20 protein-coding genes and 1 pseudogene are annotated in these 26027 nt (G+C 61.0%); 1 reads left to right on the forward strand and 20 read right to left on the reverse strand.

Annotated features, from left to right (window positions below):
- Window positions 1-2718, forward strand: a 2718-nt coding sequence (locus VJ956_RS11010) for a DUF1631 family protein (RefSeq protein WP_324084791.1), incomplete at its 5' end; no start/stop codon positions are given.
- A gap of 79 nt (window positions 2719-2797) precedes the next feature.
- Here VJ956_RS11010 and VJ956_RS11015 read toward each other — a convergent pair.
- The 20 genes and pseudogenes from VJ956_RS11015 to VJ956_RS11105 all read right to left on the reverse strand — a co-directional run bounded on the left by VJ956_RS11015 (window position 2798) and on the right by VJ956_RS11105 (window position 26020).
- The gene (locus VJ956_RS11015; RefSeq protein WP_324084793.1) at window positions 2798-2995 is read right to left on the reverse strand and encodes a hypothetical protein; all 198 of its coding nucleotides are present in this window, start codon (window positions 2993-2995) and stop codon (window positions 2798-2800) included.
- Window positions 2996-3303: 308 nt separating this feature from the next.
- Window positions 3304-3672 (reverse strand): hypothetical protein, encoded by a 369-nt coding sequence (locus VJ956_RS11020; protein WP_324084795.1) that lies wholly within the window; start codon window positions 3670-3672, stop codon window positions 3304-3306.
- 20 nt (window positions 3673-3692) lie between these two features.
- A complete protein-coding gene (locus VJ956_RS11025) occupies window positions 3693-7274 on the reverse strand; it encodes a DNA/RNA non-specific endonuclease (protein ID WP_324084798.1) in 3582 nt (1193 codons plus the stop codon).
- 78 nt (window positions 7275-7352) lie between these two features.
- A pseudogene (locus tag VJ956_RS16355) lies at window positions 7353-8027 on the reverse strand (DUF4157 domain-containing protein); the annotation flags it as partial.
- The gene (locus VJ956_RS11030) at window positions 7979-9106 is read right to left on the reverse strand and encodes a DUF4157 domain-containing protein (protein ID WP_324084800.1); all 1128 of its coding nucleotides are present in this window, start codon (window positions 9104-9106) and stop codon (window positions 7979-7981) included. The pseudogene VJ956_RS16355 and the gene VJ956_RS11030, both read right to left, overlap by 49 nt.
- A gap of 24 nt (window positions 9107-9130) precedes the next feature.
- Window positions 9131-11848: a DUF6519 domain-containing protein gene (locus VJ956_RS11035; RefSeq protein WP_324084802.1), complete on the reverse strand. Its 2718-nt coding sequence runs from the start codon at window positions 11846-11848 to the stop codon at window positions 9131-9133.
- A gap of 39 nt (window positions 11849-11887) precedes the next feature.
- Window positions 11888-13537 carry a phage tail protein gene (locus VJ956_RS11040; RefSeq protein ID WP_324084804.1) on the reverse strand — a complete coding sequence of 550 codons (1650 nt, stop codon included), beginning with the start codon at window positions 13535-13537 and terminating at the stop codon, window positions 11888-11890.
- Window positions 13534-16563, reverse strand: a complete 3030-nt coding sequence (locus VJ956_RS11045; RefSeq protein ID WP_324084806.1) for a baseplate J/gp47 family protein — start codon at window positions 16561-16563, stop codon at window positions 13534-13536. Before VJ956_RS11045 ends, VJ956_RS11040 begins: the two co-directional genes overlap by 4 nt.
- 1 nt (window position 16564) lies before the next feature.
- Window positions 16565-17749, reverse strand: coding sequence for a hypothetical protein (locus tag VJ956_RS11050; RefSeq protein WP_324084808.1), 1185 nt, complete (start codon window positions 17747-17749; stop codon window positions 16565-16567).
- Complete coding sequence (locus tag VJ956_RS11055) at window positions 17749-18135, reverse strand: GPW/gp25 family protein (RefSeq protein ID WP_324084810.1); 387 nt, start codon at window positions 18133-18135, stop codon at window positions 17749-17751. The genes VJ956_RS11050 and VJ956_RS11055 overlap by 1 nt, the downstream gene beginning before the upstream one ends.
- 7 nt (window positions 18136-18142) lie before the next feature.
- Window positions 18143-18970, reverse strand: a complete 828-nt coding sequence (locus VJ956_RS11060; protein WP_324084812.1) for a phage baseplate assembly protein V — start codon at window positions 18968-18970, stop codon at window positions 18143-18145.
- A 19-nt stretch (window positions 18971-18989) separates the two neighbouring features.
- Window positions 18990-20171, reverse strand: coding sequence for a hypothetical protein (locus tag VJ956_RS11065; RefSeq protein ID WP_324084814.1), 1182 nt, complete (start codon window positions 20169-20171; stop codon window positions 18990-18992).
- Between the two features lie 3 nt (window positions 20172-20174).
- Complete coding sequence (locus tag VJ956_RS11070) at window positions 20175-20474, reverse strand: hypothetical protein (protein WP_324084816.1); 300 nt, start codon at window positions 20472-20474, stop codon at window positions 20175-20177.
- The gene (locus tag VJ956_RS11075; RefSeq protein WP_324084818.1) at window positions 20474-21109 is read right to left on the reverse strand and encodes a hypothetical protein; all 636 of its coding nucleotides are present in this window, start codon (window positions 21107-21109) and stop codon (window positions 20474-20476) included. The genes VJ956_RS11070 and VJ956_RS11075 overlap by 1 nt, the downstream gene beginning before the upstream one ends.
- A gap of 15 nt (window positions 21110-21124) precedes the next feature.
- Entirely contained in the window at window positions 21125-21355 is a 231-nt protein-coding gene (locus tag VJ956_RS11080; protein ID WP_324084820.1) for a hypothetical protein, read from the reverse strand.
- Window positions 21348-22694 carry an ATP-binding protein gene (locus tag VJ956_RS11085; RefSeq protein ID WP_324084822.1) on the reverse strand — a complete coding sequence of 449 codons (1347 nt, stop codon included), beginning with the start codon at window positions 22692-22694 and terminating at the stop codon, window positions 21348-21350. Before VJ956_RS11085 ends, VJ956_RS11080 begins: the two co-directional genes overlap by 8 nt.
- Window positions 22691-23707 carry a DUF4255 domain-containing protein gene (locus VJ956_RS11090; RefSeq protein ID WP_324084824.1) on the reverse strand — a complete coding sequence of 339 codons (1017 nt, stop codon included), beginning with the start codon at window positions 23705-23707 and terminating at the stop codon, window positions 22691-22693. Before VJ956_RS11090 ends, VJ956_RS11085 begins: the two co-directional genes overlap by 4 nt.
- Before the next feature lie 2 nt (window positions 23708-23709).
- The gene (locus tag VJ956_RS11095; protein ID WP_324084827.1) at window positions 23710-24231 is read right to left on the reverse strand and encodes a hypothetical protein; all 522 of its coding nucleotides are present in this window, start codon (window positions 24229-24231) and stop codon (window positions 23710-23712) included.
- Between the two features lie 472 nt (window positions 24232-24703).
- Window positions 24704-25501 (reverse strand): hypothetical protein, encoded by a 798-nt coding sequence (locus tag VJ956_RS11100; protein WP_324084829.1) that lies wholly within the window; start codon window positions 25499-25501, stop codon window positions 24704-24706.
- A 9-nt stretch (window positions 25502-25510) separates the two neighbouring features.
- Window positions 25511-26020: a phage tail protein gene (locus VJ956_RS11105; RefSeq protein WP_324084831.1), complete on the reverse strand. Its 510-nt coding sequence runs from the start codon at window positions 26018-26020 to the stop codon at window positions 25511-25513.
- Window positions 26021-26027: the final 7 nt, after the last annotated feature.

Below are 26027 nucleotides of genomic sequence, written 5' to 3' on the forward strand. Positions count from 1 at the left end.
TCAGAGCTGAAAAAACCAATAGCCGAAAGCGGTCAGGACCAGCGCAGCAGCGCCCGGGAAGCCGGCCAGCCAGGTGCAGCCTCCGCCAGAGCCACACAATCAATCTTCCAGTTAATGGCGCTGGAGGATGGTTACGGGACAGCCAGTCACGGGACAGATGGCCCCAACTGGCAGGAACCAAACCTGCAACTGAAAGAAAACCTCGGCTCCAGACGCCCCGAGATCCTGTCACGCCTGCGAGACGGCGAACCCGCGATGACAGGCCTGCTCCGGGACATGGCAGATTCAGACCCGGAAGTTGCGAGCGCACTTGACCAGAGCGCTGTTGACAAAGCCAGCCTTGTGGACCGGATATTTGCGCCTCTGCAAACCCAGCTGAATCTCTCCGCGCCGGTTCGCCAGCAGTTACAAATGCTGCGATTGCCGGTTTTCGAAACGCTTATCGAGACACCCGATTTCCTGAGCGAGGGGGATCATCCGACCCGGGACATAATCAATGACCTGATGCGACTGTGTCTTGCAGAGAGAGTCTCCGGCAAGAAACTCGAGGCCACGGTTGCCGATATCATCAGCGAACTGACGGCGATGGAAAAGGCGGATTCAGGTCTGCTGGAAGATGTCGGCCAGCGGCTCAGGCAGTTGGTGGAACGCCAGGACCAGTCGTTCATCCGCAACTCCGAAAGACTGGCAAAAAACCTGGAAGGCAAGGAACGTCTGCGCCGGACCCGCAGGACCGCCCAGAAGCGGCTTTCTGCGCTTCTGGGGGGGCGACAGACACCCGACATTCTGGTCAGACTCCTTGAGGCTGGCTGGGAACAGCTCATCGTGCTGGCCATGTTGCGGGAGGGTCCGCAAAGCCGTCAATGTGAAGAACTCTTTGACGTGGTAACGCAATTGCAGGCCTGGCTATCTCCCGATGGCACGTCTGGTGAGCTTGCGTTCGAAAAAGAACTGGAAAGCGGGGTCATGCTCCAGTTCATTGAACGTGAGCTTAAAACAGTGGGCGATCCGGCGCGGACCCGTGCCATCATCAAAGAGTTGTCGGGCATTCTTGCAGGCGATCTGATGGTAACGACTTCCTGGCTGGAAATGTACGGCGAAACGGATGACGCCGTGGCAACGTTACCGGCTGAACTCGAACAGAGCCGCTGGGCATCGAGGGCAAAAGGTCTGGCTGTCGGCGACTGGGTTGAACTCGGGCTGGACAGCGGCGAGACCCGCCGGATGCGACTGGTATGGGGTGGCGAGGAGTCGCTGCGATTCGTCTTCCTCTCCCCCAAGGGTATGAGCGAGATCAGCTACGACTTCCCTGAATTTACCCGCAAACTGGCCGGGGGCGAGGCCTGGCTGGTCGAGGACGGGGAAATCCCGTTTCTCGACCAAAGCCTGTTCACAGTCGTCGAAGACATCTATCGAAAGCTGAACTTTCAGGCCACACACGATGCTCTGACCGGCCTGATGCATCGACACGATTTCGAAAAACAGGTCTGGCAACTGATCAACAGGTTACCGCAACTTTCAGGGCAAGACCACGCAGCTTTGCTGGTACTGGACATTGACGAATTCAGTGTCGTTAATGCTTCCTTTGGCGCAGAGGCCGGTGACGCGCTGTTGAAGTCCATTGCCGACATGCTTCGCAATGATTGCGGGTCGCGTTTTCCGGAAGCCTGCACCGGCAGGATCAGTGGCAATGAGTTCGCAATCCTTTTTGGTAGCATGGCAATAGAGGATTGTCTCGATTTTGCGGAATCCCTCCGACGGCGGATTGAAGTTCACGTCTTCCGCCATGGTTCGACAGAATACCGGGTGACTGTGAGCATGAGCATAAGGTCTGTAACGGGCGCAGCCTGCTCGCCTGGCGACCTTCTGAACCAGGCAAGCCTCTCGCTGGGAGCCTCGAAAAAACTGGGTGGCAACCGTATTGAGCTGGCACGCGGTACGGGCGAGAAGTCGCAAGTGAGTGGCCCGCAATGGGTGACGGAGATTGACCGTACGATTCGCGACGGCAGCCTGTACCTGCGGGCCCAACCCATCGTTGCTCTGGATCCCGGGTTCGTTGAAGGCAACAGCTATGAGATTTTGCTGGGACTGAAGGACAGCTCGGGCAAGGAGATTTCCCCCCAGGGTTATATCGAGGCGGCCGAGCAATTCAGGCGCAGTACCACGGTGGATCTGTGGGTGGTTTCCGAGGTGATGAGCTGGATGCGCCAGAACCCGGAAGCCATAACGAAGATTGCAACGCTCAACGTCAATCTGTCCGGTGCCTCGTTAAGCGATGACGACTTTATGCTCAACCTCGAATCCACCCTCAGGGCGAAGGCGGAGTTTGCACCCAAGCTCTGTTTCGAGGTTACCGAGACCTCGGCCATTGCCAACCTTCACTTTGCTTCCGATTTCATGCGTGAGCTCAAACGCCTGCACTGTCGCTTTGCCCTGGATGATTTCGGTACCGGCATGTCTTCCTATGCCTATCTGCAAAAGCTGCCCGTGGACTTCGTGAAGATCGACGGCGCCTTTGTTCGCGACCTCAACACCAATATGACCAACTATGCGATGGTGCGTTCAATCAACGAACTGTGCCATTTTCTGGATCTCCGCACGATTGCGGAGTATGTGGAAGACATGGAAATCATGGAGGCGCTCCGGGAAATCCAGGTAGACTACGGTCAGGGCTTCGGTATTGCGAAGCCGCGCCGGCTGGATAGTCTGGGCAACTGAATCTCCCCATTTGGCTTCTTTTCAGCAGCTTTACCAATCTGCGCCTGACACTCGAACCTTCGTGGCAGCGGGGTCAGCGCTATCGCACACTCATGCCATATACGGCCTCGGTTTCATTGCCTTTCAGATCCCGGACAAGGATCTCAACCCGGTATTGCCCGGAGGGAATCTCAACCGACTTGGCCGAGATCCGACTGCCTTCGATGTAGGACGACAACTTGTCAGTAATCGAGAAACTGAACCAGCCCTTTGAGATTTCAATATCGAGAGAGGACATGTCCACGTCGGCAACGATACCCTCGTGCGCCGGTTGGCGCTGCTGACCATACGCAGTTTGTGCTCGAAGGAATCGTCGTTGTCGCTCAACACCACTGCGCTGGCGACATCGAGCGGGGGCGCAGAATAACAATCGAGAGACCAAACCAGAATCCCCGATTCAACTTGCGCATTGCGCTTTCCCCGAGCGAGCGGCACACCAGAACGGTGACCATCTCCTGATTCAGTCAATCGCTTCGGCGCGAGTCTGTCAAGTTCCGTTCATCGCCTTGAGTCTGGCTGTGCCAGGCCGTCTCGAAACTATATGAACTATTCTACGGTAGTCTCGATCGTTTCGGCATTATCGCGGAACAGAGCGCGCTGCCCCGTATAAAGCAGTAGCAACGCCAGGGCAATGCAGGCAAGTAGCCAGGGACTCGGGTAGACCCACCAACCCAGGCCAATCGCGCCGTTGCTCAGTAGCATGGAATTGCCAAACGCGATCCTTCCCGGCCGCCGCCCGGCGTAGGCAGCGAGGCACATCAGCCCCAACCAGAGGCCCAAAGCGATTTTCAACGCCAGCCACCAGCCTCCCTGTTGCAGGGAGAGCAAAGCAAGCAGTGCGGGCCATTGCAGCAAGGCAAAGGCGTAAGGATCGGCGAGTTTACGTTCGAATGATGTCTGAACTGGACGGTTCATGCCAAAACGGCCTCCGAGGTTTATGGTCGGCTGTACAATCTTATGCGATATCGTGGGTCGTCGTTGATTCCCCTCCATCGGTCCTCTGATATTCCGGCGAGTTCACGTAACTCGCCATAGGTACGGTAGCCGGAGGAGGGCATTTTGTTCGCGATATCGAGAGCTGTTTTTTCGTCAATTGAGCCAAAATTCTTCAGTGCTACTATTGCAGGATCGTCTTCACCTTTTTTCGGGTCATAGTTTCGAAGAGTATCGTTAATGTAGAGTTTTTCGTAGTCGCTGGCAGAAAGTGAGTAGTCTTCAACACTATTGGTGAAAAATTCATTCTTGATGTCTTGCTTTTCTTCTAAACTCTCTCCTTTTTCGTACTTTCCACTGTCACCCGAATGGTTCAGAACGTTTGCCGCAACTTCGAGCTTGCTCGGTATGTCACGCTCGACCTCGATAACATCCGCCAAGTTTCCATCTTCCGGATTTCCGGATTCACGGAGTTCTTGAACTTCGTTTTCCAGTGGGTGGCTGCTTCCAGAGTAGTTGGCTGTTACTATGTAGTTGATAAACTTATGGTTTTTTTCGACGGCCTCCTTGGCGTGCTCTTCAAAAGAGTGGCTCATGGTAGCGTTTGCAGAGCGCGTTAATGGAGTCAGGTTTTTCCACTCCCCTTTTCCACCCAAGTGGTGGTTGAGAAGATGTCCCCTGACAAAGTAGCTGCTTTTCCCCTTCTTCCGTTTTCTGAGCTTTTCCCAGTTTTCATTGGGGGGAGCAGAAGCAGTTGTGCTGCCAGTGCCGACTATATCTTTCCCGAGCAAGGGTGCTTCGACTGAAGTTCCGAAACCTCGATCCGTTGTCGGTCCGTAGATTGGTGGTGTGGACGCAATACCATCTCCTGCCGATCCTGGCTCAGGTAATATTGTCATGGTGATTTCAACTAGCTCATCGAACTTTGGCTTGACCTCAACGTCAAAGAACGCCTGAGCGTCTTGGTTGTTGCCACTGTTAATAGCGGCCTCGTTACCCGTCTCTTCTTGCCGACTCTCCCAACCTTTCATGGTGGCCAAATTCTCGTCGAGAGATTTGGCGATACCCAATGCCTTTTTGCGCTTTTGTTCGTTGAGGCCCTCGAGCTCCAGACCTTCAAGGTAGTTCTGATACCTTTTTGGATCTTCCGAGGCCATCATTAAGGTGACACCAGTCCCAGATTCTTCTGTGTAAAGACTGTGCTCTTCACCGTTGTCGGCCTTGAAATCTTTCTTCGGTTTCCACCAGTTGGCCAGGGCTCGAGCCCCCCGCTTTACCGCTCGGCCGCCACGGCGGGCAAGGTCGATCAGGGCTCGCCCGCCTCGAATGGCCCGGTCGATCAGCCAGTCGAGAGCAGCGTCCACCCGCTCACGGATGGATTCCACCATTTCCCGGATGCGCTCGCTCAGGTTGCCAAGACCCGCGTACTTGCCCAGAAACGCGAGAATGACGGGAATCGCCTGCCCCATTGCGTTTTCCAGGAAGTTGGCGGCCTGAGACAGAGAGCCTTTGGCAATATCATTGACGCCCTGCAAGAAGCTGTTGACCACCTCCAGCATTTCACGGAGGCGCTCAGCAAAGGTTTCGATGGTCTGGTACAGCGTTACCAGCGCATTGACTACGGCCATGATGCCCGAGGGATCGAGCATGGTCAGCAATCGGGCGCTGACCCGCTGAATAATGGTCTCGGTTACCCAGCCGACAATACCGTCGAGTAATTGATTACCCAGATCACTCAATCGTTGTTGCAGTTCCTCCCACAAAGCGCCCGGCCCTTCTTCGACCACGGTTCGGACAAAGCGCCAGACGCCGGTCGCCCGATCAAGCATGCTGCGCAGTCGGTCGGCAGTGGAGCGGCCAATGCGACGACCAAGGCGGTCGAAGATGCGCTCCCGGGTAATATCCAGAATCTGCATTACCACACCCAGAACCGAACGCAGGGAAAAGTTTTCGGGGGGCGTGATACCGGCATCGCGCATATGCCCGAAGAACCAACCGCTCACACCACTCAACAGGTGGTTGCCAATATTGCGAAAGAACTGGGAAAACCCCTGCCAGACCGCTCGCAGGGCATTGGTAATAAAGCCTATGGGGTCGGTGAGAATTTCCCCTATGGCACCTGTGGCACGGGCCAGCACCTGAACAACCAGTTGCGGGGGGAGACCAATCAGTTTCAGCATGGCCTGGAAAAAGCTCCAGGCGGCAGCGGAGATGTTGCCGTCGACGAACACCTGCCGCACAATACGCATGGCCGTTGCCTGTGCCCGCTCCCAGAGGTCGGGCACCTTCATCAGTTGGTTGAATACCGGAATGCGCCCGAGTATCTGCTCGACCAGAAAATCTTTAATGGGGTTGCGAATACATTCGGGGATCAGCCCCCAGACATTGGATAGTATCAGTTGGGGCAGCGTCAGCAGATCACCAGCCGCGGCGATCAGCCTTCGGGTCACGCCCAACAGATGGGTGACCAGAGGCGTCAGCCGGTCGAAGCCCTCGACCAGTCGGTTAAACAGGCCCACGACGCTGTTCTCCGCCCAGCCCCACAGTCGGCGGATGCCGCTTTCCAGCCAGTTCAAAGACGACGATAGATGCGCGAGCAGCGTGTTGCTTTTGAGACTGGTGAAGAAGTTCAACACTTTATCGCGCAGGCCGCCCACTTTGAGGGTTAGCCACTGTCCCGAGTTCACCAGCACCGCGCGTACTCGCGTCAAGACACTCTGCAGCGAAGGCAGTGCGCCGACCAGGGCTTCGCGGTTGGCGGCCAGGCCGCGGCCGGGCTGTTCGTCGTCACTGCCGCCCAGCTGCTGTTCCGTCTGGTTCAGGTTCTGGCTGAGCTCGGACATATCCTCGCCCAGGTTGCTGATGAATTCCGGTGGAATCAGCTCATTCAGAAATGCCATCCCCTGCTGAATGGGCTGCCAGACAGGGCGTGTTCGATCCTTGACCCAATTCCAGGCTTGACTCGCCTTGGCGGTAATCCAGCCGGTAATACCACCGGCGTTGTCTTCAACGGCATTCTCTTCGGAGCCAAAAAGTTGTTTCTTGATCCAGTCCCAGGCGGCCCCGACGGCGTCGCGAATGGGTTGGCTCCAATCCCAGATCTGTCGTCCGAGATTCTGAATTGAGTCCCAGGTGTCACCGGCAAACTCGCTCAGCCAGTCCACGGCGCGGGCACCGGTGCTGGCCCAAAGCTCGGAGAAAAAATCACCGACCGGTGAGAGAAAGTCGGTAAGTCTGTTCCAGGCATTGCCCGCCACCTCGACAACAAAACTCTTGAGCTCGCCGATGGCGTTGAACAGTGGTTCGCAATTTCCGGACATCAGCGCCTGCATGATGGTGCCGGCGCGCTCTAGCAGCCCGCTGAAGGTCTCGGTCAGTGTATCCAGCGCCGGCCCCGGGCTTAATTGGTTGAGAGTGTCCACCACGCCGTCGAATGCGGAGCTGATGGTATCTTTTAACCACGCCAACGGGCCTTTCCTGAGGATGGGCTCCAGACCGGGGGCGTAGCGCCGGACGAGCCCCCAGCCTTTGGAGGCGATCAGGTTACCGGCGCTGTCGACGGCGTCGCCGATAAAATCGGCCACGGCGGAGACCCCGGGAATATCGCCAAACGACAGACGGCGGACGGCCCGATCAGGCTCCGTTGGCGGCTGTCCCCGCTGTTGCACGACGTGGGTCAGTTCGTGGGCAATGAGCTTCCTGCCGCCCGGACTCTCCGGCTGATAGCTGTTGCGGCCGAAGGCAATGTGCTCACCAAGCGTGAAGGCGCGGGCGTGAATAGACTCGGACAGTTGCGCCGCTGGCTCGTCGGTGTGAATACGCACCGAGGAAAAATCCCGTCCGAAGCGCGGCTCCATATAGTCGCGCAGTTGCCGGGGCAGAGGGCGGCCCCGGTGCTGAAGTTCTCCGATGCGCCGGGTCAGGTCCTCTGGTAGTGAATCACGTTCCTCCCCCTCCAGCTCCGAGGTCTCGTCGGGTGCAGACTCGCCCGTCTCTGACGGTGGGCGGGACGCCGCTCTGGCCACGGGTGAAATGGGAGGGGGCCGGCTCGCGGAGCTCTCCCCCGGGGCCAATTCTGTGATGGCCACCACCCGCTCGGCGGTGCGATCCGCCTCCTGCTCTAACGGATCATTGCGAGCGCCCAGTTGCAGCTTGGGCTGCACATTCCAGTGGCCAATGATCTGGGCGATGGATTTACGCTGGGCGCGGGGCTTCGCTACCGCCTGGGGCGCCGTTTGGGATGGCGCGCGCGCAGGGTCAGATTTATGGCCGGCGAAGCCCTGCATGACTACTCCTTCCGGCGCTTTTGCCCAGCGGAGGCCCCGGCCAATGCCCATTCAATCTGCGCTCCCGATGTGGGTGTCGGGGGACACCTTCCGGTTCTGGGAATAAGTGGGTCAGGGATCACCGCTTTGCCGGCGCCGTGGATAGAAATCTGCGCTACCATACTGGCATAGGAGGTTTCGCCGCTTTGAACTTCTGCACGAGCCCACATGTAGTGCTCCGCTGCGGCCAAGTCGACATCGCAACAGTTGCGTTCGCGTTCACCTCGCAATGATGAAAAGGCAGAGCCCGGATCATCACCGTTGCGCTCCAGGCTTTCCAGTATGTGTTGCCGGACCGCCGTGTCGCTGACTTCCTGGTGTTCACAGGTTTCGCCGAACGGTTCAAAGCGGAAACCATCTGGTCCGTAAGAATACGGTTTGTCCCCGCTCTGCCCCTGACCCTTCTCTTCCCGTTGAAGAAGCGCCGTCCTTGCGCCGCTTTGCTGCAAGGTATGGGTCAGCTCATGGGCCATCAGGTGTCGGCTTTCCGGCTGTCCCGGGCGGTATTCCCCGCGATTGAAAAAAATATCCTGACCCAGGGTAAAGGCTCGGGCGTTGATGCTCTCCGAGAGCTGTTGAGCCTCCGGGTCGGTATGCAGGCGCACCCGTGAAAACCGACGACCGAACCGGGGTTCGAAAAACGCCTGTTCCGAGGGGAGCAGAGGGCTCCCCTGGCCCCGTCGACGTTGAATCCGCTGGGTCAGATTGTCACCAACCATTTGCGCTTCGCCGGTGCCGGCGTGCCTCTTGGTGTCGAGGCGCTCGTCCTCTTCCTTCTCTTCCCGGTCTTCTTCCGCTTCGGGTTGGGCTTTGCGTTGCAAACATTGAGTTTCTTCGTTTTCCTGCTCGCACTCGGCGCACTGAAGCTGCACGGCGGCCTCCCCGGCACTCGTTTCCAGTGCTCCACCCGAACCCATCACCCGGTCGGCGACCGTGTCCGCTTCACTCTCCTGCGAGTCGTCTTTCTGACTGACACGCAGTTTGGGCTGAACTATGTGAGTGACCGCGCGGTTGTCGCCCGGCAGCGCCACGAAATCTGCGCCCAGAAAACGGCGTCTCCGGTGCTTGCGATGTAACGAGTGCACAGCCATAAGCTCACCTTTGTGGTTAATTGCTTAGAGTTGCTTAAAATCCAGCAGGTTATTGTCCAGCGAGTGGCGGAAAGCGCTGAATCGACCGACAAGACTTGGCGGGTCGCCCATGTGGCCCGTCGCGATCAATTGATTGGCAATCAACCAGACGGCCGTTTCTGGTTGATCGTTTCCGGATGCTCCGAATAACTGATTTCCGTAGGCGTTCAAGCGCTGCCCGATGAAGCTCGAGCCAACACCAAGGCTGTTCTGGTTGACTGCCAGTGTTACGGGCCCGCTGACCGGTTGAGAGAGTGCGCCACGCCTGACCAGGCCCGACTCCATTAAACTGACCCACCGTTGCACTGTGTTGTTTTCGATAATAAAGGCGCTATCTTTCCCTTCGACCCGGTCACCTTCTATGCGATTGCTTCTGATATTTTGGGTGTGTGGGTCGACCTGCTTGCTGATGGAATGACTGTAGTGCACTTCTCCGGCAATATAGTTGTTCTGAATCAGCGCGCGTTGGCTCACGTGCTCCAGAAACAGGGCCGTGCCACCTCGGGCCAAGAGGCGGCTGTTGTTCAGAAAGAGCGAGTTGAGCCCTCCGCTGTGAGAGCTGAGGATCCGCAGCATGGGTCCTTCATCCTGCCGTTCAGAACCCTGAATTTGCAAACGCTCCATTGTGACGTCGGCTCCATCTATCTCAATGGTACCTCGTACATTGTCGCCAAACTGAATGCTTAGATCCACCAGGTAAATTTCGGGTGCCTTCAAGCCCCATTCCCTGAAGGTCATTCGAATTTGACTGGCGTGGTAACCCGCGCCGGTGATTCGGATCAGCTTTTTCGCAGAGACTGGGATGTCCCCCGTAATGGGATGCTCTCCCGGCTTCAGACACAACCAGATATGTTCGGCGTTTGACGCCATTACGTCACGCAAGACGCCTTCCAGTTGGCCCGGTTCTACCACCCTGGCACAGCCACCACCGGTGTCGCGTCGGCACAGCACATTGAGCGCTTCCTGCACGGTTTGCGCTTCGGCGCGCTTGAGTTCCTCACACAGCTCCGCCTCGCGATCCAAGGGGATTCGTTGGGCGGTGGTTTCGCACAAGATCTGGTTGAGCACATCGGAGGTTGGTTGGTGTTTTTTCTCCAGTTTTAAAAGTTCGCGATAGGAGGGGCCCTCCTCGCTTTTGCAGTCTTTCAGTGTGTGGGGCAGCGCGTCGCTGTTGAAGTGGCACAGCAAGGTGTCGAGCAGAGTCTCGACGGTGGTTTTATCCTTGGGCCACTGATCGTCAGCCACTTTCTCCAACAACTCGCGCGGTGTCAGATCCTGATCCTCGCATGCGTCCGGGAGGCGATAAGCGATATCCTCGGCGCCGATGTCGCACAGGGCGTCCAGGGCCTGCTGAACATTTTCGGCGTTGTGATAGAGGTTTTCGCATTGTTGGGTAAAGCCCACGTCGGAAGCCTTGAGGTCCGTCAGTGGCGGGAAGGCAAAACGGCGCCGTTCGGCGTCGTCGTGTTCGACCAATGTGCCATCGGCATTGAGGTGTCCCAGTATCAGGTAATGGTGCCGGACTCCCAGAGGCGCTTCGCCCTCCCCGGCCGAGCCCAGCACCCGATCACCGGAGTTGTGAACCGTCTCGCGCACGGCGGCCTGCCAGTAGTCTCCCGGCAGGAAGTGTTGGTCCTTATGAGTCAACTGGAATTCCAGCAGCTCGCTGTTCAGCGTCAGGTGGCCGTCATCCAGGCCGACCCAGCCATGAGCGTCGGAGGAGCCACTGGTGTGCAGCCTGGTGCCACGGTCCTGGCCCTCCTCCAGGGTTTGGGTATCCAGATTGAGAACAAGATAACCATCCCATTGACGAACAAAATGGTGGGGCCCCTCCGATGCATCGGGAACAGTGAATTCGGTTTTCAGCACACCCCGCTGTACCGGGTGATCCTCCGGGAAATACAGACCGGCGGTTTTTTCGCTGTCTGCGTCGTAAAACTCCCAGACCCAGTGACCCTGGTTGAAACCGGGGGGCGCGTGCTCTACCTCATGGGCTTCGGCGCCATTGTCCCGGGACCACTTGAGGACCAGGTGGCGCTCGGCGTCTTTTATGAAAACGTCATGGACTTCCACGCGGAACAGGTAGTTGCCGATGCGCTCATCCAGATCCATTTCGCTGGCACAGGGGTCGCAGGGATCATCGCCCACCACGATTTTTCGCAAGGTCAGGGTCAGAGGGGCACTGCCCCGCTCAGCAAGGACGTCGGGCAGTGTCTCCCATTCGCCCGGAATCCATTTCACCTGAACCAGGGTACGGGTTCGGGTGGTGCTGTCGGCCCCGTGCAGAGCCGGGTCCATCAGCTCGGGGTCTTCCAGCGCAGTCACGCCGAGTTCCCAGACATCCGCGAAAAGTGTGGCCGGCTGCCCGCCGCGATTTTCCAGCCTGGGCAGGGCCGCGCAATCGGGTTGGCCGCTGAGCGGGATGGGCTTACTACTCTCGCCCTGCAGACGCGCGGGCACGCCGTCCACATAGAGTATGCCGGGTTCGATCAGCGGGTCATCGCCCCCACTCCCTATGGCCAGGCCTCCCTGACGCGGCGCACCGCTGGCAATGGCGTCGCGCAGGGCGCTGACCAGCCGTTGTTTTTCAATGTCGGTCAGGGCATTCCAGTCGGCGTCGGTGATCATTCGGCCCTGTTGTTGGTAGACACCGCTATAGCCTGGATTGTCGATCGGTGTTGTGTGCGAAGTCTGGGTTTTCATGGATGGCCTCTTTTGTGCTCTGTGTCATTCGTCCAGGATTCAGCGCCGGGTGGGCGGTGCGCACTGCAAGCTGTCGTCGGGAATCAAGGCGGCTTCTGTGCCCAGCGGTAGATAGTTGGCCAATTTGTCCTGCACCGCCTGCCAGGCGAGCCGGTGGCGGGCGTCGTGATAGGCCCCCATTTCACCACCGTCTTCCGCCCCGGTCGCGATTTCCGCGGAGCCGTTCCAGTGCAGTACACCGCAGCCCGGCTCCCCGAACTGGCTGGTGGTAAACACTGGCAGGCGGTGCGTACAACTTGAGCGGGCCAGTTGCAGCTCGGAGCGCTCGCCGTCGGCCACCCACTCGCTCTCAGGGATGCGCGGTACGCGGCTGTGGCGCAGGCAACCGGCGGCCGGCACATCCCGGTCGATCCGATGCTTGCGCGGGCGCGCCAGGCTGATGCTGTCGCTCAGGTTCAGGCGCTCGGCCAGGAGGGTCTCAAGCACGGTGCAGTATTCCAGCTGTACCAGCCCATGCGGCACTTCGATTTTATTGAATAGGCTGGCGCGGGCGTTGAGGGCTGGCCAGTTCCGTTCGGCGGTTTGCACATAAATCTGGCGCACCGCGCAATCAATCAGTTCGGCGCGCCCGGCGTGCAGGGTCACTTTGTTATCGAGCCACAGATTCTCAAACCGGTAGAGGTAGGGCGACTCCAGCTTGAGCACGCCGCGCATTTTCAGGGGGGCGTCGGTCAGCCCACGGTAGTGGCGACAGGTCCACTCTTCGCCGTGCCACTCGATGGGGTATTCCCGCACTTCCATCAGCGGCTCCTTCTCGGGGTTGTCCGTCCACTCCTGGAGTTTCTCCTCCAGATTGGACCAACGCATCCCCGGGGCGTGACGATCGCAGAGGCCGTCCGGCGGCGCCGCAAACAGCAAGACCCGGCGCGGGTGGTAGTGACCCCGGTCGGGTGTGGGGGTCCGCAGATCCGGCGTACGCCGGGAATGGTCCTGATAGCTGCCGGGAAAGCAGGGCGTGCCGCCGGGATTGACCTGTACCCAGTGCTGAGTCTTGCCCTGGAAGCGGGTACGCCGGGCGGACGGGTCGCCGGGCCGGGTCAGTTGCGAGCGGGACGCGTAACGAGTGTCGGGTGTGACGCTGGGCAGCCCCGGGTGGCGGGCGCGCTCGGCAGGAGATGCGTCCCGGGGTATGCTTCGGTCGACGCCGAAGTGGTGCTCCGGCAGTAGCGGCGCACCGATTCGCGGGGTGGTGGCCAGCCGCTGCCAGCCCTCCTGAACTTCGACTTCCATCTGCCCCACCGCTTCGGCAATGCGTTCGGCCGCCACGCGGGTGCCCTTGCGTTGGCGCCATGACACCGCATGGGTGACCTCTTCCCGCTGACCATCAGTGTCCGGGGAGACCAGGTCGACGTCCAGCAACTGCGCAAAATAGGGCAGTAGCCAGGGCTGGCAACTTCGCTCTCGGCCGTGTTCATCCAGCTGCGGGTCACGGTCCGGAAAATTGTCGTAGTAGCGTTGTTCCAGGGTGCGCAGAAACTGGTCCAGGAGACCGCCGTAGGCATCAAGCAGGTGGCCCAGGTCGCCCGGCTCCTCGACCTTGCCCTCGGCATTAAAGCGGGCATTGTCCCGTTCGCGGTAGACGGCGGGCAGGAGTTGGTAGAGCTGATGCCCCAGTTGGCTTCGATTCATGGGGAATACTCCTCCACGTCCAGATCAATGTAGGGGTGATCCCAGTCCAGATGCAGGCATTCATTCGGTTCCGGTTGCAGCACCCGAATCACCGGGTCCGGCGCGGGGCCGGAGTCCCGGAGTATTTCGCAGGTGGAGTTGGCCACCCCGCGAACGCCCTCCACGACCTGATAGATCTCGCCCCGGTAAAGGGGCTGGCCCAGCTGCCGATGGCGCAGGGAAAAAGCCTCGACCAACGCCGCGCGGGCCGCCTCGCGCACCGGTTCGGGCTCGAACTGGTCGGTATTGACCCGCAAGGTGACTTTCAGCCGAAGCCGCAGGGGCTGGTAGCGGTGGACTCGAACGTCCACGCCCGGCAGGGCGTAATCGGTCAGGTATTGGCGCAGATTGGCCTGTAGCTCTTCTGAAAGATCCGTTCCCTGAGCGGGTATGACCACGACTTCAAGCAACTCCCGGCGCTGGCGAACCGGTCGGGTAAAAGCTCTGGCTTGCCAGATGCTCGCGTGTGCCCGCGCCAGGCGGGCGAAGTCGGTGACCGACACCGCGCGGTTCAGTGTGAGCAGGCTGGCCGGTGCGCTCTGTCGAAGATCGTCGGCCGACTCCCGGCCTGCCCCGCCGCTGGCGGCCAGGGGCTGGTGCACAGTCTCCACCCGGGGGTGGGGTTTCATCGGCTTGACCAGGGAGCCAGCCGGCAGGTTGCCGGTCGGCCCCACTCCCTGGCGGTAGATGATGCGGACGTTATTGTTGCCGGTGGGCAGGCGGCGGCCGTAACGCCCGTCGCCGAAGCGAAACTCCAGAGTATCGTCCCGGGTCAGGCGTACGGCGTAGACCGCGTCCTCCGGGCCGGCGTCCTTGAGGTTGGCGATTTGCTGCCAGCGCCGTCCGTCCACCCGGATCTCCGCGGCCGCCCGCACCCCGCTGGCCTGGCTGGCGTCGGGAATGAAGCTGACGTCTTGAGTCTTCAGTTCGAACACCTGATGGCGTCGGGTCGCATCGCCACTGCCCAGGGCAAGCTCGGGTTTACCTCGTCCGTGGCCGCAGATGACCGTGTTGGCGTAAAGCCGTAGCCGACCCACCCGGCTGTCAACCGGAAGGCTGCCCGACAGTGTGAGTGTGAGGTGGGTGGCACCCTTTTCCCGCTCGGTGATGCGTCGCTCGACCACCTCGGTGCCATTGTCGATGAGCAACCGATGGCCTTTATTCAGTCGTTCGCTCAGGGCACCGACCGGGTCTTGCAGGGTGAGTGTCTCGATGCCTCCAGGGAGACGGCGGTCATTGATGTCCCAGTGCGGTGCCCGTAGCACCTCGGTGAAGTGGACATAGACCTCGCTCTCGGCGCGGAAAAACGGGACCGGGTCGCTGTGGTGGCCCCATGGGTCTCCCGGGCTCAGGTCGCTGCGTTCCTGCGCGTCGTCGTGGGCCACGCCGCTGAGTTGGCTCCAGGCACAGCGTTTGCCGCTGACCACCACCGCCAGGTCACCGGCCGCCGCGTGCTTGCTGAACTCGGTGGTTAACGGGTCCGGCAGAGGACCGGCTTCCTGGTTCAGCAACTGGTCGACTTCCCAGGGGCCGGGGCTCTGGGGCCGGACCAGCAGGTACTGGGGATTGTTGCCCAGGGCTGGATGCTCCACGTTCGCCGCCCTGTCCCGATCGAATCGCCACTGCAGTGTCAGGGTGGTGTAGCCCTCGCGCATGGCCGCCGCCTCATCACTGTCGCCGGTCTGCGGGGCTTCGGCTCCCACCGGCCAGTAGTTGGCCTTGTCCACATGCAGCTGTGGCAGCTCCTCGTGCGTTTCCTCTGACTCACGTTCGCTGGCGATGATCGTGCGGTGTGACACCCAGGTGCCCTGCAGCCAGCGCCAGTCTCCGGCCGCATCCACCACGTATTTGAAACTCTTGCCCGCTTCGACAGAGCGGGTAAACCGGTGCCAGCGGCTTAGGGGGACTTCCAGAGCCCGTGACAGTCGGGCACCTTCCAGATGAACCCTTCCGATCAGCCGATGAACACCTAGATGTCGTGCCGCCACTTTGGTGACCCGGAAGAAATCAGACTTTTTACCAGGGCGGCTCAGCACCACCACTTCGCCCGCTTTGAGGTCGCCTGTGGATTCAGTCAGGCGCAAGTTGTAGCGCAGTTGTGGTTTTTTCTGCACCGGGGCCAGCGGGCTGAGCCGCTCTTTGGGTCGCACATGGATGCGGGAGCGGCCCAGGGTGAAGCCCTGACTCCGCTCAACCGGTGGTTCAACCCGCACGTCGGTCCGATCCTGTGACTTGTCCAGCCAGACGCCCTGAATCAGGTGGGCAGAGCGCTTTCCGGTGAATTCGTCTTCGATCACCAAGGGCGAGCCGCTGGTCAGTTTGTCGTGCACACCGGCCAGGGTCAGAATTTCGCCGCTGAGCCGCTCGGGGTTGCGATCATGGCCGGGCAGTCGCAGCTCGTTCAGGCGTGGGTCCAGCTCAATGTCTTCCAGAGTTTCGAAGATCACCGGAACACCTTCGTCGGGCGTGTGGCGCACGGCGAAACCGGCCTCAAGGAGGCCGGTGCCCTTGGCCTGGATCGCCAGGGTGGTATAGGCCGAGGCGGGCGGGCTGGGATGATAGTCCAGCATGGCCACCAGCTTGCGCAGGTTTTCCCACTCGGTGGCAGTGCCCAGGCTGGCCTCGTTGGCATAGGTGTCCAGATGTTCGCCGAGGACGTGGCAGGTGCGAGCAAAACTGCGGCTCAGTTGCCAGAGCATGTCGTTGTGGTCAGCGTGATAGTGGTCGTCCAGGCGGGACCGCCACTGCCGGTCCGATTCGTCCGGGCTCTCTTCGACGGCCATGGCCGGCCAGTTTGGAAACGGTTCCTGCAGGCGCCGGCGCAACTGGTCCAGATAAGTGGCGGCATTGCCGTCCAGGTAGCGAAATTGGCTCAGGCCGGCCCGGTTCCAACGGGTCAGATCGTCCGCGGTATCAGTCCGGTCCTCCCCCAGATGGCGGAAGCGGCTCCGTCCGGCACGGTTCCATCGGGTCAAATCGTTCACCATTTCACCCCCTCCTTCCGCCATGCAGGCGCAGGTAATAGTAGCCCCGCTCGGGCTGGTCCTGGTCTGTATCACACACCGCCACTTCCAGCCCGCTGAGTACGATATGGCCCTCGTCACTGCGATCGGGGAATCGCTCCCCGATGCGTTTGAAGCGATTCAGGCAGAGGTTGTCCACCCCGTCCAGGCGCATCAGGTGCTCGAACAGGTCGCCGGCCCGAATGTCCTCGCCAAAACGCAGCCTGCCCGGTTCGAAGAAGCCACCGCTGCCTCGACCCAGGGCCTCCTCCAGAGCCCGGCGAACCTCCGACTGAAAGTAATGGGGTGAGACCTTTACCGAGAGCGAGATCATCAGGCCGACCTCGTCGGCGGGCACCAGTTGGACTTCCTGACCCAGCAGACGGTAGTCGTCCAGATAATGGCGCAGCAGGCTGCGTATTGAGGGCTGCTGACTGCGTTCGGCCAGATAGAGGTCCCGTTCATTATGGAATTGTCTGATGCGGCCCCAGAGGCTGTCGCTGTATGTCTGAGCCCGGTCCAGCGGCGTCTGTTGCCAGGGAATGATCGCCACCTGGATCATCGACCAACTGCCGGTCCAGTGCTCCCAGGCTTGTGCTCGTTCGACCACCGGATGCTCCTCCACGCGAATGGTGAAGTCGTCCAGGGTGACGATCCGGTGCTGGGAATGAATGGCGCGCGGGCCCTCGTGGCGCTCCACGTCCATTTTTTCGGGGTGGTCCAGCCAGTACTGTTCCAGCCGCGCGATGTTCTCTGCCTCCTCGTCGCTGGGCCCGGTCTGATCAAAAGGCGGTAACTGCTGGCGCATATGCAGCCCCAGGGCGTCGTAGCCGATCATCTGCAGCAGGCGGCGCACCGATTCCGGCCGGCGAGCAGTCTGCAGAAAGGCTTCGCCGGCAACCCGGTCCAGGGTGTCGGACAACTGGTCCAGTACCGACGAGAGTACTTCCACCAGCGCGATTTCCAGATCGGCCGGGGTCCAGCGCTGGCGTTCGGGAAAACGGGCCGCCAACTCCTCCATCATGAACAGGCGAAAGCCGTCGTAGTCGCGCAGGTCCCAGTCGAAGTCATCGCCGAGGTCGGGCAGTGTGTGCGGCAGATCGGCGCGGCGCAGACCGCAATCGTCGCACCCCCCCTCGAAACGCAATTCGATGTCGGGTGTCTCCGCCATCAGGTTTCTCCTATTTCAAATTGTTGCCGCTCTTTGTGTCCGATCGCCGCCAGGGTATAGGCGACGGTAATCAGCAGGCGCGAGTCTTCTCCGCTAATGTCTACTTCGATGGACTTGGGGCTAACCTCTCCCGCCAGGGCCTGCGCCAGCGACGCGGTAAGACGCCGTTTGGTCAACGCCCAGAGTGGAGCGCTATTGGGCTCGAACAGCAGTGCCTTGACGCCCGCGCCAAAGTCCGGCCGGAAGACGCGCTCGCCCGCCAGAGTGAACAGGACCTGTTCAATCTGGCCACGAATGTGTTGTCGCCGGTCGGCCAGCCGGGGGCCCTCGGAGTCGATCCGCAGGGGAAAGGCCAGATAGGGCGGGTGGCTCAGTCGTCGTTCCATAAGGGCCTCAACTGGTCATGACTTTCATCGACAGAGTGCTGAATTCCCCTTGGGGAATCGGTGGCGACGAGGGGCTGCCCGGTGCCGTGCAGGTGTGCACGTGGGTGGCAAACAGGGTCAGAAAACTCTGCCCTTTGATGATGGGCTCGCCGCCGCTGCCGCCGAGCATCACCTGGCTGCCGTCGAGCACGATTTTGGCTCCCTTGACGGTAATGCCGCTGGCGGCCATTTCAATTTTGTTGCCTGCGGCATCTTCCACCGTGGTGCCGCTGCTGCTGAGCAGCAGGCTGTTGCCATTGGCATCCTCAATGCGCAGTTCGTTGTTTTCCGCGTCCAGCACGACGGTGGCGCCGCCCGCGTCGGTCAGCGCCAGGGTACCCTGGGAGTCGATATCAAGGTTGGCGCCGCTGCTGTGCTCCAGGTGCACCTGCTCTTCGTCGTCCTTGTCTTCCAGGACCAGCTTGTGGCCCTTGGGCGTTTTGTAAACACGAGTGGACGGTGCGCTTTCAGATTCACGCTGGACGTCTTCGGGCACCTGCTCGGCGGTGTGCCAGAAGGTGCCGGTCCAGATAGGATAGTTCGGGTCGCCTCCCTCGAATTCTACCCAGACCTGAGCCCCCGATTCGGGTACCGAAAAGAACCCCTGGTCTTCCTTGCCGCCGAAAGGCATGCAGGGCAGAGCCCAGTGAGCCACCCGCTCCCCCCAGATGGCGGGCACCTTCACTCTTACCCTACCGCGCCGTTCCGGATCGGCGGCGTCGGTGACCAGACCCCGGTACTTGCCGTAGTGCCGATCCCGGATGGCCCGGGCCAATTGTTTGATTACATCTTCCACAAATTACCTCCAGCTTGATTCAGGGAAGTGCCTGTTCGAACACTGCCGCCAGAATCGACGGGAAAGCCTGTGCCTCCTTGGTATTGTCGCCGTAGGCGTTGCGCAGCAGAGTGAACTCCTGTCGGTAGCCTTCGGGGGTAATGCGGTGGCTGACCCGATCGACGTAGTAGACTCCGCTGAAACGCTCGCCCATTCCATCCACCGGCACTGTTTTGCCCGGTCGCAGCAACTGGCCGTAAAGACTGCCGTCCAACTCGCCCTCGGCCTGAACTCTGTGCAGATCCATATCGTTGATCCTGGCCTGGGCCTTGGCTTCGAGCTCGTCCTCAGCGTTGCCACCCTGCCCGCTGAGCGATTCCTCATGGTCCTCCAGCGGAGTGTCGCGGCTGTCGGCCCGTTCGGGGCCAAGCGCCTCCAGGGAGGAGAACACCGGCGCACTCACTTCGGGTTCCTCCTGGTTCTCCCCGGTGGGCTTGTTGTAGGTGATGGCGTCGGGCAAATGGCCGTCGGTGTTGACGTTCATACGCAGACAGTTGGTGCCCTGCCCGGCGTACACCATGATCGTGGGCTGGCTGGTCGCGGCCTCCAGCCGTGGGGGGCCGAAGTAGACCTGATCGGGGTAAAAAATCAGCTCGTAGTGGTTGGCCTCTGCGCGCTTTTGCAAAAACTCAATGTCGGACGCCTCCTGGCCGAGCTGCTCCAGCCCGCTCTGGCCCGGCTGACTGTCCGGGTGCAAGCTCAATTCGTCATAATTTCCGAGAATATCGGTGATGATCTGAAAGTCACTGGTGGGGCTCTCTTCGCCCCAGGACTCCGCACGGTGGGCGCGGTCCAGGCGCAGGGACTGGTCCTGACACTCGACCACCACTTCGGCGGCCCCAGCATCCTCGGGCATCTCGATGTTGACTTCCCGGATATAGCCTTTGAACAGTGTGGACCCGGAGGCCCCTCCGTCACCAAAGTGCACCTCCAGGCGAATGGCTGCCCAGTCCCGCACCTTGCCATCGTCCAGGATGTCCCAGCGGCCCAGCTCGTCGCGCCGGACGGCGAAGCGCAGGCTTGCCGTCCAGGCATCGGTGCGGCTGGTATCCACCAGAACTTCCCGCAACAGGGGGTAGTAGTCTGCGATCTCTTCCCCGTCGAGGAACATCTTGCATTCGGCCGGGGCTCGCTGGGGCCAGTCGAACAGATCCGACACCATCACCTACTCCTCCGCCTTGGGAATGAGTAACGTCTGGCCAGCAAAGTCGTCCAGAAGCAGAACACCGGTAAACAACAGGTCCGGGTTGGCGTCGATAATGCGCCACCACAACCGGCTGTCGCGAAAGTAGTTGTAGGCCAGACGATCCAGTCGCTCTCCCTTGGAGATCACATGCTCCAGCACCCCGGGTGCCGGGCCAATGGCACGCGGCTGAACACCGGGAAAGCGCGGTGGCTCGCCGGCATGGGGGCTGAACCGGCGGCTGCGGCGGGGCGCCTGATAGCGGGATTGGCGCAAAAACATCAGTAGATCCCTCCGATCAGATGGCTGGGGGTGCTGGCCGAGTTAAGCCCGGCACCGATTGCCTGTCGTATTTTCTCTACCTGGTAGAAGGGGTTGTTGCTCTCGATCACCTGCAGCGTGAGGGTGACATTGGCCCGGTAAGGTACCAGGCTGGGCAAATGGGCGGTTTCCTGTACGTCGATCGCTTTCAGGAAAACCGGCAGCACATGGCTGCCCCAGACAAACAGAATCACCGAGGCGCTTTCGTCTCGCTGAAAGGCGCGCTCACCGCTGAGGCCCAGGCTGGCCAGGGTTTGTAGCCCCTCGGGGCCCTGGATCTTGGGCTCGACCATGGTGCGCAGAGTGTCCAGCTCCGGCTCCACGCCAGCGGTGGTGGCGATCGGATGGCCCTGGGCCATGCGGTCGGTGGCGTCGAGAAGAATTTCCACATCGAAGCTTTCCGGCGACACGCTCACCCCCTGAGACACTCGGGGGGTTTCGGTGGGTGAGGCGAAGTCGTAACCGCCGCGGGTGGCCGGAGTATCGCTGAGGGTGATTTCCACGCTCCGGCTGCGACCCAGTTGTTGCGGGTTGAACTCGAACACCAGGCTCAAGGGCGGCGCGGATAAGGCGTATTCCACCAGAAGGCCTTGCATATGACGCACCATGGCTTACCCCTCCCCCGGTATTTGGCGGTGAATGGACTGGGCGATCTGTCGGGCAATCTGCCGGTCGCTCGCGCCCTCTTTCAGCGTGAGGGGCCCCACCCGCAACTGGTCAATTCGGGCCGATTGGGCCACCGGGTATTGCGCCAGGGCGTCGCCCAGCAGCCGACCGATGCGCCCGGCGCGTGACTCGAAGCCGTCGGGCAACTGTAGCCGCAAATTTTGAATATCAATCATCGATGATCTCCCGGGGAAGATGCGCGGCCAGCTCGCCCAGCTCGCGCGGGTTCTGATCGCGCCCCTCCTTGGCCAGTTCGCGCCAGGCGCCCAGAGCCAGATGGCGCAGTTCAATTTGCTCGCTGTCGCCCGCAGCCAGATAGGCCGCGTGCAGGGCGGCGTTGCGAATGCCGCCACCAGTCAGGTTGACCGAGCGGGCCAGTAGCCTTGTATCCACGCCGGGGCCGCGCGGGGCACGGGGCGGCAGCAGCTTGTCCCAAAGCCGGGCACGGCCCTCGATACCGGGACGGGGAAACTCCACCACCATCTGAAAGCGGCGGGTGAACGCCGAATCGATCTGTTTGCGCAGATTGGTGGTGAGGATGCAGGGGCCGCGGTGGCTTTCAATGCGCGCCAGCAGATGGCTCACTTCCATATTGGCGTAGCGGTCGCGCGCCTCTTTGACCTCACCGCGCTTGGCAAACAGGGCGTCGGCTTCGTCAAATTGCAGCACCATGGGCCGGTCGTGCACGGCATAAAACAGTTGGTTGAGGTTTTTCTCGGTCTCGCCGATGTACTTACTCACCAATCGTCCGATATCCACCCGGTAAAGCTCCCAGCCCAGGCGGCTGGCGATGGCACTGGCGGCCAGCGTTTTGCCGGTCCCGGATGGGCCATTGAACAGGGCCACGGGGCCGCCCACAGGCTGGCCGCCCCATTGGTCGATGACGGTTTTCCGGTGCTCGAGCCAGAGCATGAACTCCCGCAGCTGGGCCAGACGGTTGGCTGGCAGCACCAGGTCGTCCCAACGAGCGAGTGGGGTCACACGGGTCGCCCCAGGGGGACTGGGCAGTGGCCGTTGCTCGCCCCGCAGCTTTGGACCCAGCCAGGGTTCGGGCGTCAGCGGCTGATAGGGGTCGTCGTTCTGCGCGCGCAACAACCCGCGCGCGCGCAGGGGCGCACTTTGCTCCAACGCTCGTTGCAGCGCCTGTGCCTGATGGGGCTCCAGCGCCAGCAGCTCCTGAATCAGTGCCCGACAGGGATAGGGCTGGGCACTGCCCGATTGCAGGTTCTGAAACATCCAGCCCAGGCGAGGTTCCAGCTCGGGACCGAGAACACAGGCGAGCACGTCCCACTCAATGGGGGCCAGCCGCAGATTCAGGGCGCACTCCCAGTGGCCGCCGGGCTGCCGCAGTTGTTCCACCTGGGCCTGGAGCTGCTCCAACTGTTTCAGCGTGCCCGATTCAAGTTCCAGTCCCTGACGGCTACGCGACAGACAGTAGCCCAGATGCTGCAACCGGTCCCACTCCGGTTGCAGATGGTCGGCGGGCAGGCGCTGCTCCCGGGCGGCGACGGTCATGAGCCCACCTCGTAGAGGTTGATGACCAGGGGGTTAGAGCGGCGAGTGAGGGTTTGACCGTCGCTGCTGCGTTGATACTCGCGCCGGGCGTAGAGCACCATCTGACCGGCCCGGTCCCGAAAGGGCAAGGCTGGCTCAGCCAGGGTGGCACTCGCTATCCCGTCCGGATTCAGCGCTGCCTCGCCCAGGGTATGCGTCCGAGAGCCCGAGGCTTCCTGCCAGCCGCTGTCCGCTTCCCAGATTTCCCACACCAGTGAGATCTCAGTGCCAGGCTCGCCCACCACCCAGGCCTCCGGGGTGAAATTGTCCAGGGCATCACTGCCCAACGCAAAGCTGAGCGACTGAGCCAGTGCCGACTCGTAGACCCAGGCGAGCACCGGCGCCCAGTCTTCGCGTTGCAAGTCAGGTCGCCAGTGGTGGACCGGTGGGGGCACCGCCACCGGTTTCGGTCCCGGAATCATCTGGCCGGCCACGTCCAACCCGACCGAACCGGCCAGCGGTGCCGTGAGCCGGGGCTCGTTGGGGATAACCGGGGCCAGCGACACCTCGTAGAGCACTGAGGGCCGGTAAACCGTGTCGCCCTGTGTCGACCAGATCTGGTTGATCTGGTCCATGCCCAAGGTCTGAAACACGACCTGCAGGTGAAAGGTCTCCTCTTTCACCGCCAGTTGGAAAACCGGTTTTTCCTGAAAAATACGCAATACTTCGCCGATGACGCGCAAATCGTTTTCGCCGCTGCCGGTCCCGTCTTCGGCGCTGGCAAAGGGCGTCACCAGACAATGCATCCGCAGGTACTGAGTGTCGCCGGGCCCGCTTTCAGCGCCAAATCCCGAGGGTTCAAAGCGAAAGAAAAACAGGTTCAGGTGATGCTCAGTATCCGGCTCGGCCGTGGCGGCATCGGCCGGGCTTCCCAGTAGCACCTGCAAAGGGGTGTCGGTGCCCGAGAACTGTTCGCCCAGATAATCCGCGAGACTTTTGCACACGCTGGCGATCGAGGCGGTTACCAGGGCCATGGTCAGAGCCTCCGCAAATAGTTACGCGAGAGAAAGTGACGCGACGGCGTGGTTTTGGCCAGCCGTTCGGCTTTCGGCGTTTTTACCACCGTCACCTCCAGTTGGCCGATGGTGACCCGGGGACCGGAATCCCGGGCCGGAGAAGCCTCGCGGCCCGGCTCGGACCAGATCCCCGTGGGCTGGACCCCCCCGGGTTGAGGAGACTTGTCTTCCTGACCGGGAATCGGTGTCGCCTCGGCTTGCGCTGCCTGGCGCGCAGTCCTGTTAGTGGCAGCGTCCTCCTGAGGTGGCTGAGCGGGCCATGCCCCGGGTGACGCCATTCGGGCCGGCATCGCCCACCCGGCGGAGTCCGGCACCGCCGGCGCATGTTCCGCGTGGACCACGGTGGGGTGAGGGTTTTCAGAAGGGGTGGCGGCTCCCGTGTCCCGACGCCTGGACTTATTAAGCTCACGCCCGTTTGCACTTTCCGACTCGCGCTCAGCTGAAGGATCATGAAGATCGGGAACCTGGTTCGTTTCAGACAACTTCCGGCTCAAATAATGATGAGTCCCTGAAGCATGGGCTGAAACGGCAGGTTCACTAGCATCAGCCGAAGATAACGTCGATTCGGTATGCGCTTTCAGTGCGCGATCATTGCCAGAAACGGCAAAATAACGGGGACCACTGTCGTTCAACTGAAACTCAGCGAACGTCAATGTTTGCCCCATTGGCTTGGACCCCGAAGGGCCCGAGGGGAGGCCCGGCCCTCCGACCCCGGACGTTGCCGAGGTCGATTGAGGCTTTGCCACCTTTTGGGGGTTGGTCACCCCCTCCTTCTGAAATCGGTAAAGTGTCATGGCGCCATCTTCCGCTTCTTCCAGGGGCGGCGCCGGACTTTCGCTCGCCCCGGCCTCGTCCGGGCTGCGCTGAATGCGCGTGGCTCCGGTGGCCAGAGGCCGGCGGGCGTCCTGTAAAATACTCTGCAAAAAACGCATGACACAGTCCTTGCGGTTCGGTTTATTGGACCATTCCGCGCGCTCGGTCGATCAGGCGCAGATAGGCCGATCGTCGTGCGCGGGGCAGCGCCAATATCTCGCGCTCGCTCCAGTGATAGTGCACCGCCAGTTGGTGCACCTCGGTCAACAGGTGGTCGGCGGGCCGACCGATGAACCCGTAGGGATTGAGTGCGACCTGATTGTCTCTGCCACAGTGCGGACAGCGGGCCTGAACCTCCGTTACTACGCCGGGTGTCGCCTCTTCCAGAGCGCGGTCAATCGCCTCGCACTCCGCCGGAGTCAGGTGGCTTACCGGCCCGGGCCCGGGATCCAGAAGGCAACGCTCCAATAGCGCCAGCGGATCCCCTTCACCGGATTGGCTCAGGGCCTCCTGATCGTCGCCGTTAGGCAAACGAAAGCGCCATGTTCCCCGTTCGAGCGTCACGGCCACTTCCGGGAAATGATCATCGGCCTCCGCCACCGGTAGTGCCCGATAATCCAGGTAAAAGTCGAAGGATTCACCGCAGCGATGACAGGCAGCATTGAGCCAGGACTCCCGCTCACCCAAGTGCATGCCCAGCCAGCGCATCAGAAACTGGCGGTCGGCGACACACAGCTGACGAACCCGCTCTGGCGTGGGTTCGCCACTGGCCAGCTCGGCGAGAGCGAGGCTCAGCGCCGCTGTGACCGCCGCCGGAGTGGACGCGGCCGAGGCCACCAGATCACTCAGCGCCAGTTCCAGAGAGCCATCGACCGGGTGAAAGCGAAATCCTCTATGGCGTTGTCCCTCCCGCCAGAGGCCACCGGGTAACGACTCCATTTAACTCCCTCAGCTTTCGGCGGGTTCAGAAACCGACGTGTCACGCTGCCAACCTTCGTGTTGCAGTGTCAGGGTCTGAATACCCACGGTGTTCATGCTGCCCGCATCAAATTCCGGTAGCGCCTGATACTCCGAGACCCAAGCGCGGAAAACCTTGTAGGAAATGGCCACTTGCCCCTGCAGGTTAAGAACATTGATGACGATGTCTTTGCGAAAGTTTTTCAACGACATGCCCCCATCACCCTCGACGTTGTTGACCAGTGCCGCCCAGCTTTCGAAGACCGGGTCGTGAGTCAGACCCTGCTCGAGAGTGATGGCTTCGTAGCTGGTGCCGCCGGGCAGTTGCCGTTCGTGCGATGGATCGCCGGCCGTGCGCCAGGCCACCGATTCGGTTTTCTTTTTCAGTGCGCCCATTTTCTTCAAGCCGGCCACAGGTTGCCCGTCAATCAGAATCTGAAACTTGAAAGTGCGGTAGGGATCGTGCCGGTGTGTGTTCACCGGAAACAGTGGTGCTGCCATGAGAATG

The sequence above is a fragment of the Marinobacter sp. genome, from assembly GCF_035268745.1.
In the GTDB taxonomy this organism is placed as follows: domain Bacteria; phylum Pseudomonadota; class Gammaproteobacteria; order Pseudomonadales; family Oleiphilaceae; genus Marinobacter.

What these genes read in the sequence shown, in the direction of transcription:
- VJ956_RS11030 (WP_324084800.1), bottom strand. Translation starts at nt 9,106, where the DNA reads ATGGCTGTGCACTCGTTACATCGCAAGCACCGGAGACGCCGTTTTCTG.
- VJ956_RS11035 (WP_324084802.1), bottom strand. Translation starts at nt 11,848, where the DNA reads ATGAAAACCCAGACTTCGCACACAACACCGATCGACAATCCAGGCTAT.
- VJ956_RS11080 (WP_324084820.1), bottom strand. Translation starts at nt 21,355, where the DNA reads ATGATTGATATTCAAAATTTGCGGCTACAGTTGCCCGACGGCTTCGAG.
- VJ956_RS11075 (WP_324084818.1), bottom strand. Translation starts at nt 21,109, where the DNA reads ATGCAAGGCCTTCTGGTGGAATACGCCTTATCCGCGCCGCCCTTGAGC.
- VJ956_RS11070 (WP_324084816.1), bottom strand. Translation starts at nt 20,474, where the DNA reads ATGTTTTTGCGCCAATCCCGCTATCAGGCGCCCCGCCGCAGCCGCCGG.
- VJ956_RS11105 (WP_324084831.1), bottom strand. Translation starts at nt 26,020, where the DNA reads ATGGCAGCACCACTGTTTCCGGTGAACACACACCGGCACGATCCCTAC.
- VJ956_RS11100 (WP_324084829.1), bottom strand. Translation starts at nt 25,501, where the DNA reads ATGGAGTCGTTACCCGGTGGCCTCTGGCGGGAGGGACAACGCCATAGA.
- VJ956_RS11020 (WP_324084795.1), bottom strand. Translation starts at nt 3,672, where the DNA reads ATGAACCGTCCAGTTCAGACATCATTCGAACGTAAACTCGCCGATCCT.
- VJ956_RS11050 (WP_324084808.1), bottom strand. Translation starts at nt 17,749, where the DNA reads ATGGCGGAGACACCCGACATCGAATTGCGTTTCGAGGGGGGGTGCGAC.
- VJ956_RS11065 (WP_324084814.1), bottom strand. Translation starts at nt 20,171, where the DNA reads ATGGTGTCGGATCTGTTCGACTGGCCCCAGCGAGCCCCGGCCGAATGC.
- VJ956_RS11015 (WP_324084793.1), bottom strand. Translation starts at nt 2,995, where the DNA reads ATGTCCTCTCTCGATATTGAAATCTCAAAGGGCTGGTTCAGTTTCTCG.
- VJ956_RS11090 (WP_324084824.1), bottom strand. Translation starts at nt 23,707, where the DNA reads ATGGCCCTGGTAACCGCCTCGATCGCCAGCGTGTGCAAAAGTCTCGCG.
- VJ956_RS11055 (WP_324084810.1), bottom strand. Translation starts at nt 18,135, where the DNA reads ATGGAACGACGACTGAGCCACCCGCCCTATCTGGCCTTTCCCCTGCGG.
- VJ956_RS11045 (WP_324084806.1), bottom strand. Translation starts at nt 16,563, where the DNA reads ATGGTGAACGATTTGACCCGATGGAACCGTGCCGGACGGAGCCGCTTC.
- VJ956_RS11040 (WP_324084804.1), bottom strand. Translation starts at nt 13,537, where the DNA reads ATGAATCGAAGCCAACTGGGGCATCAGCTCTACCAACTCCTGCCCGCC.
- VJ956_RS11085 (WP_324084822.1), bottom strand. Translation starts at nt 22,694, where the DNA reads ATGACCGTCGCCGCCCGGGAGCAGCGCCTGCCCGCCGACCATCTGCAA.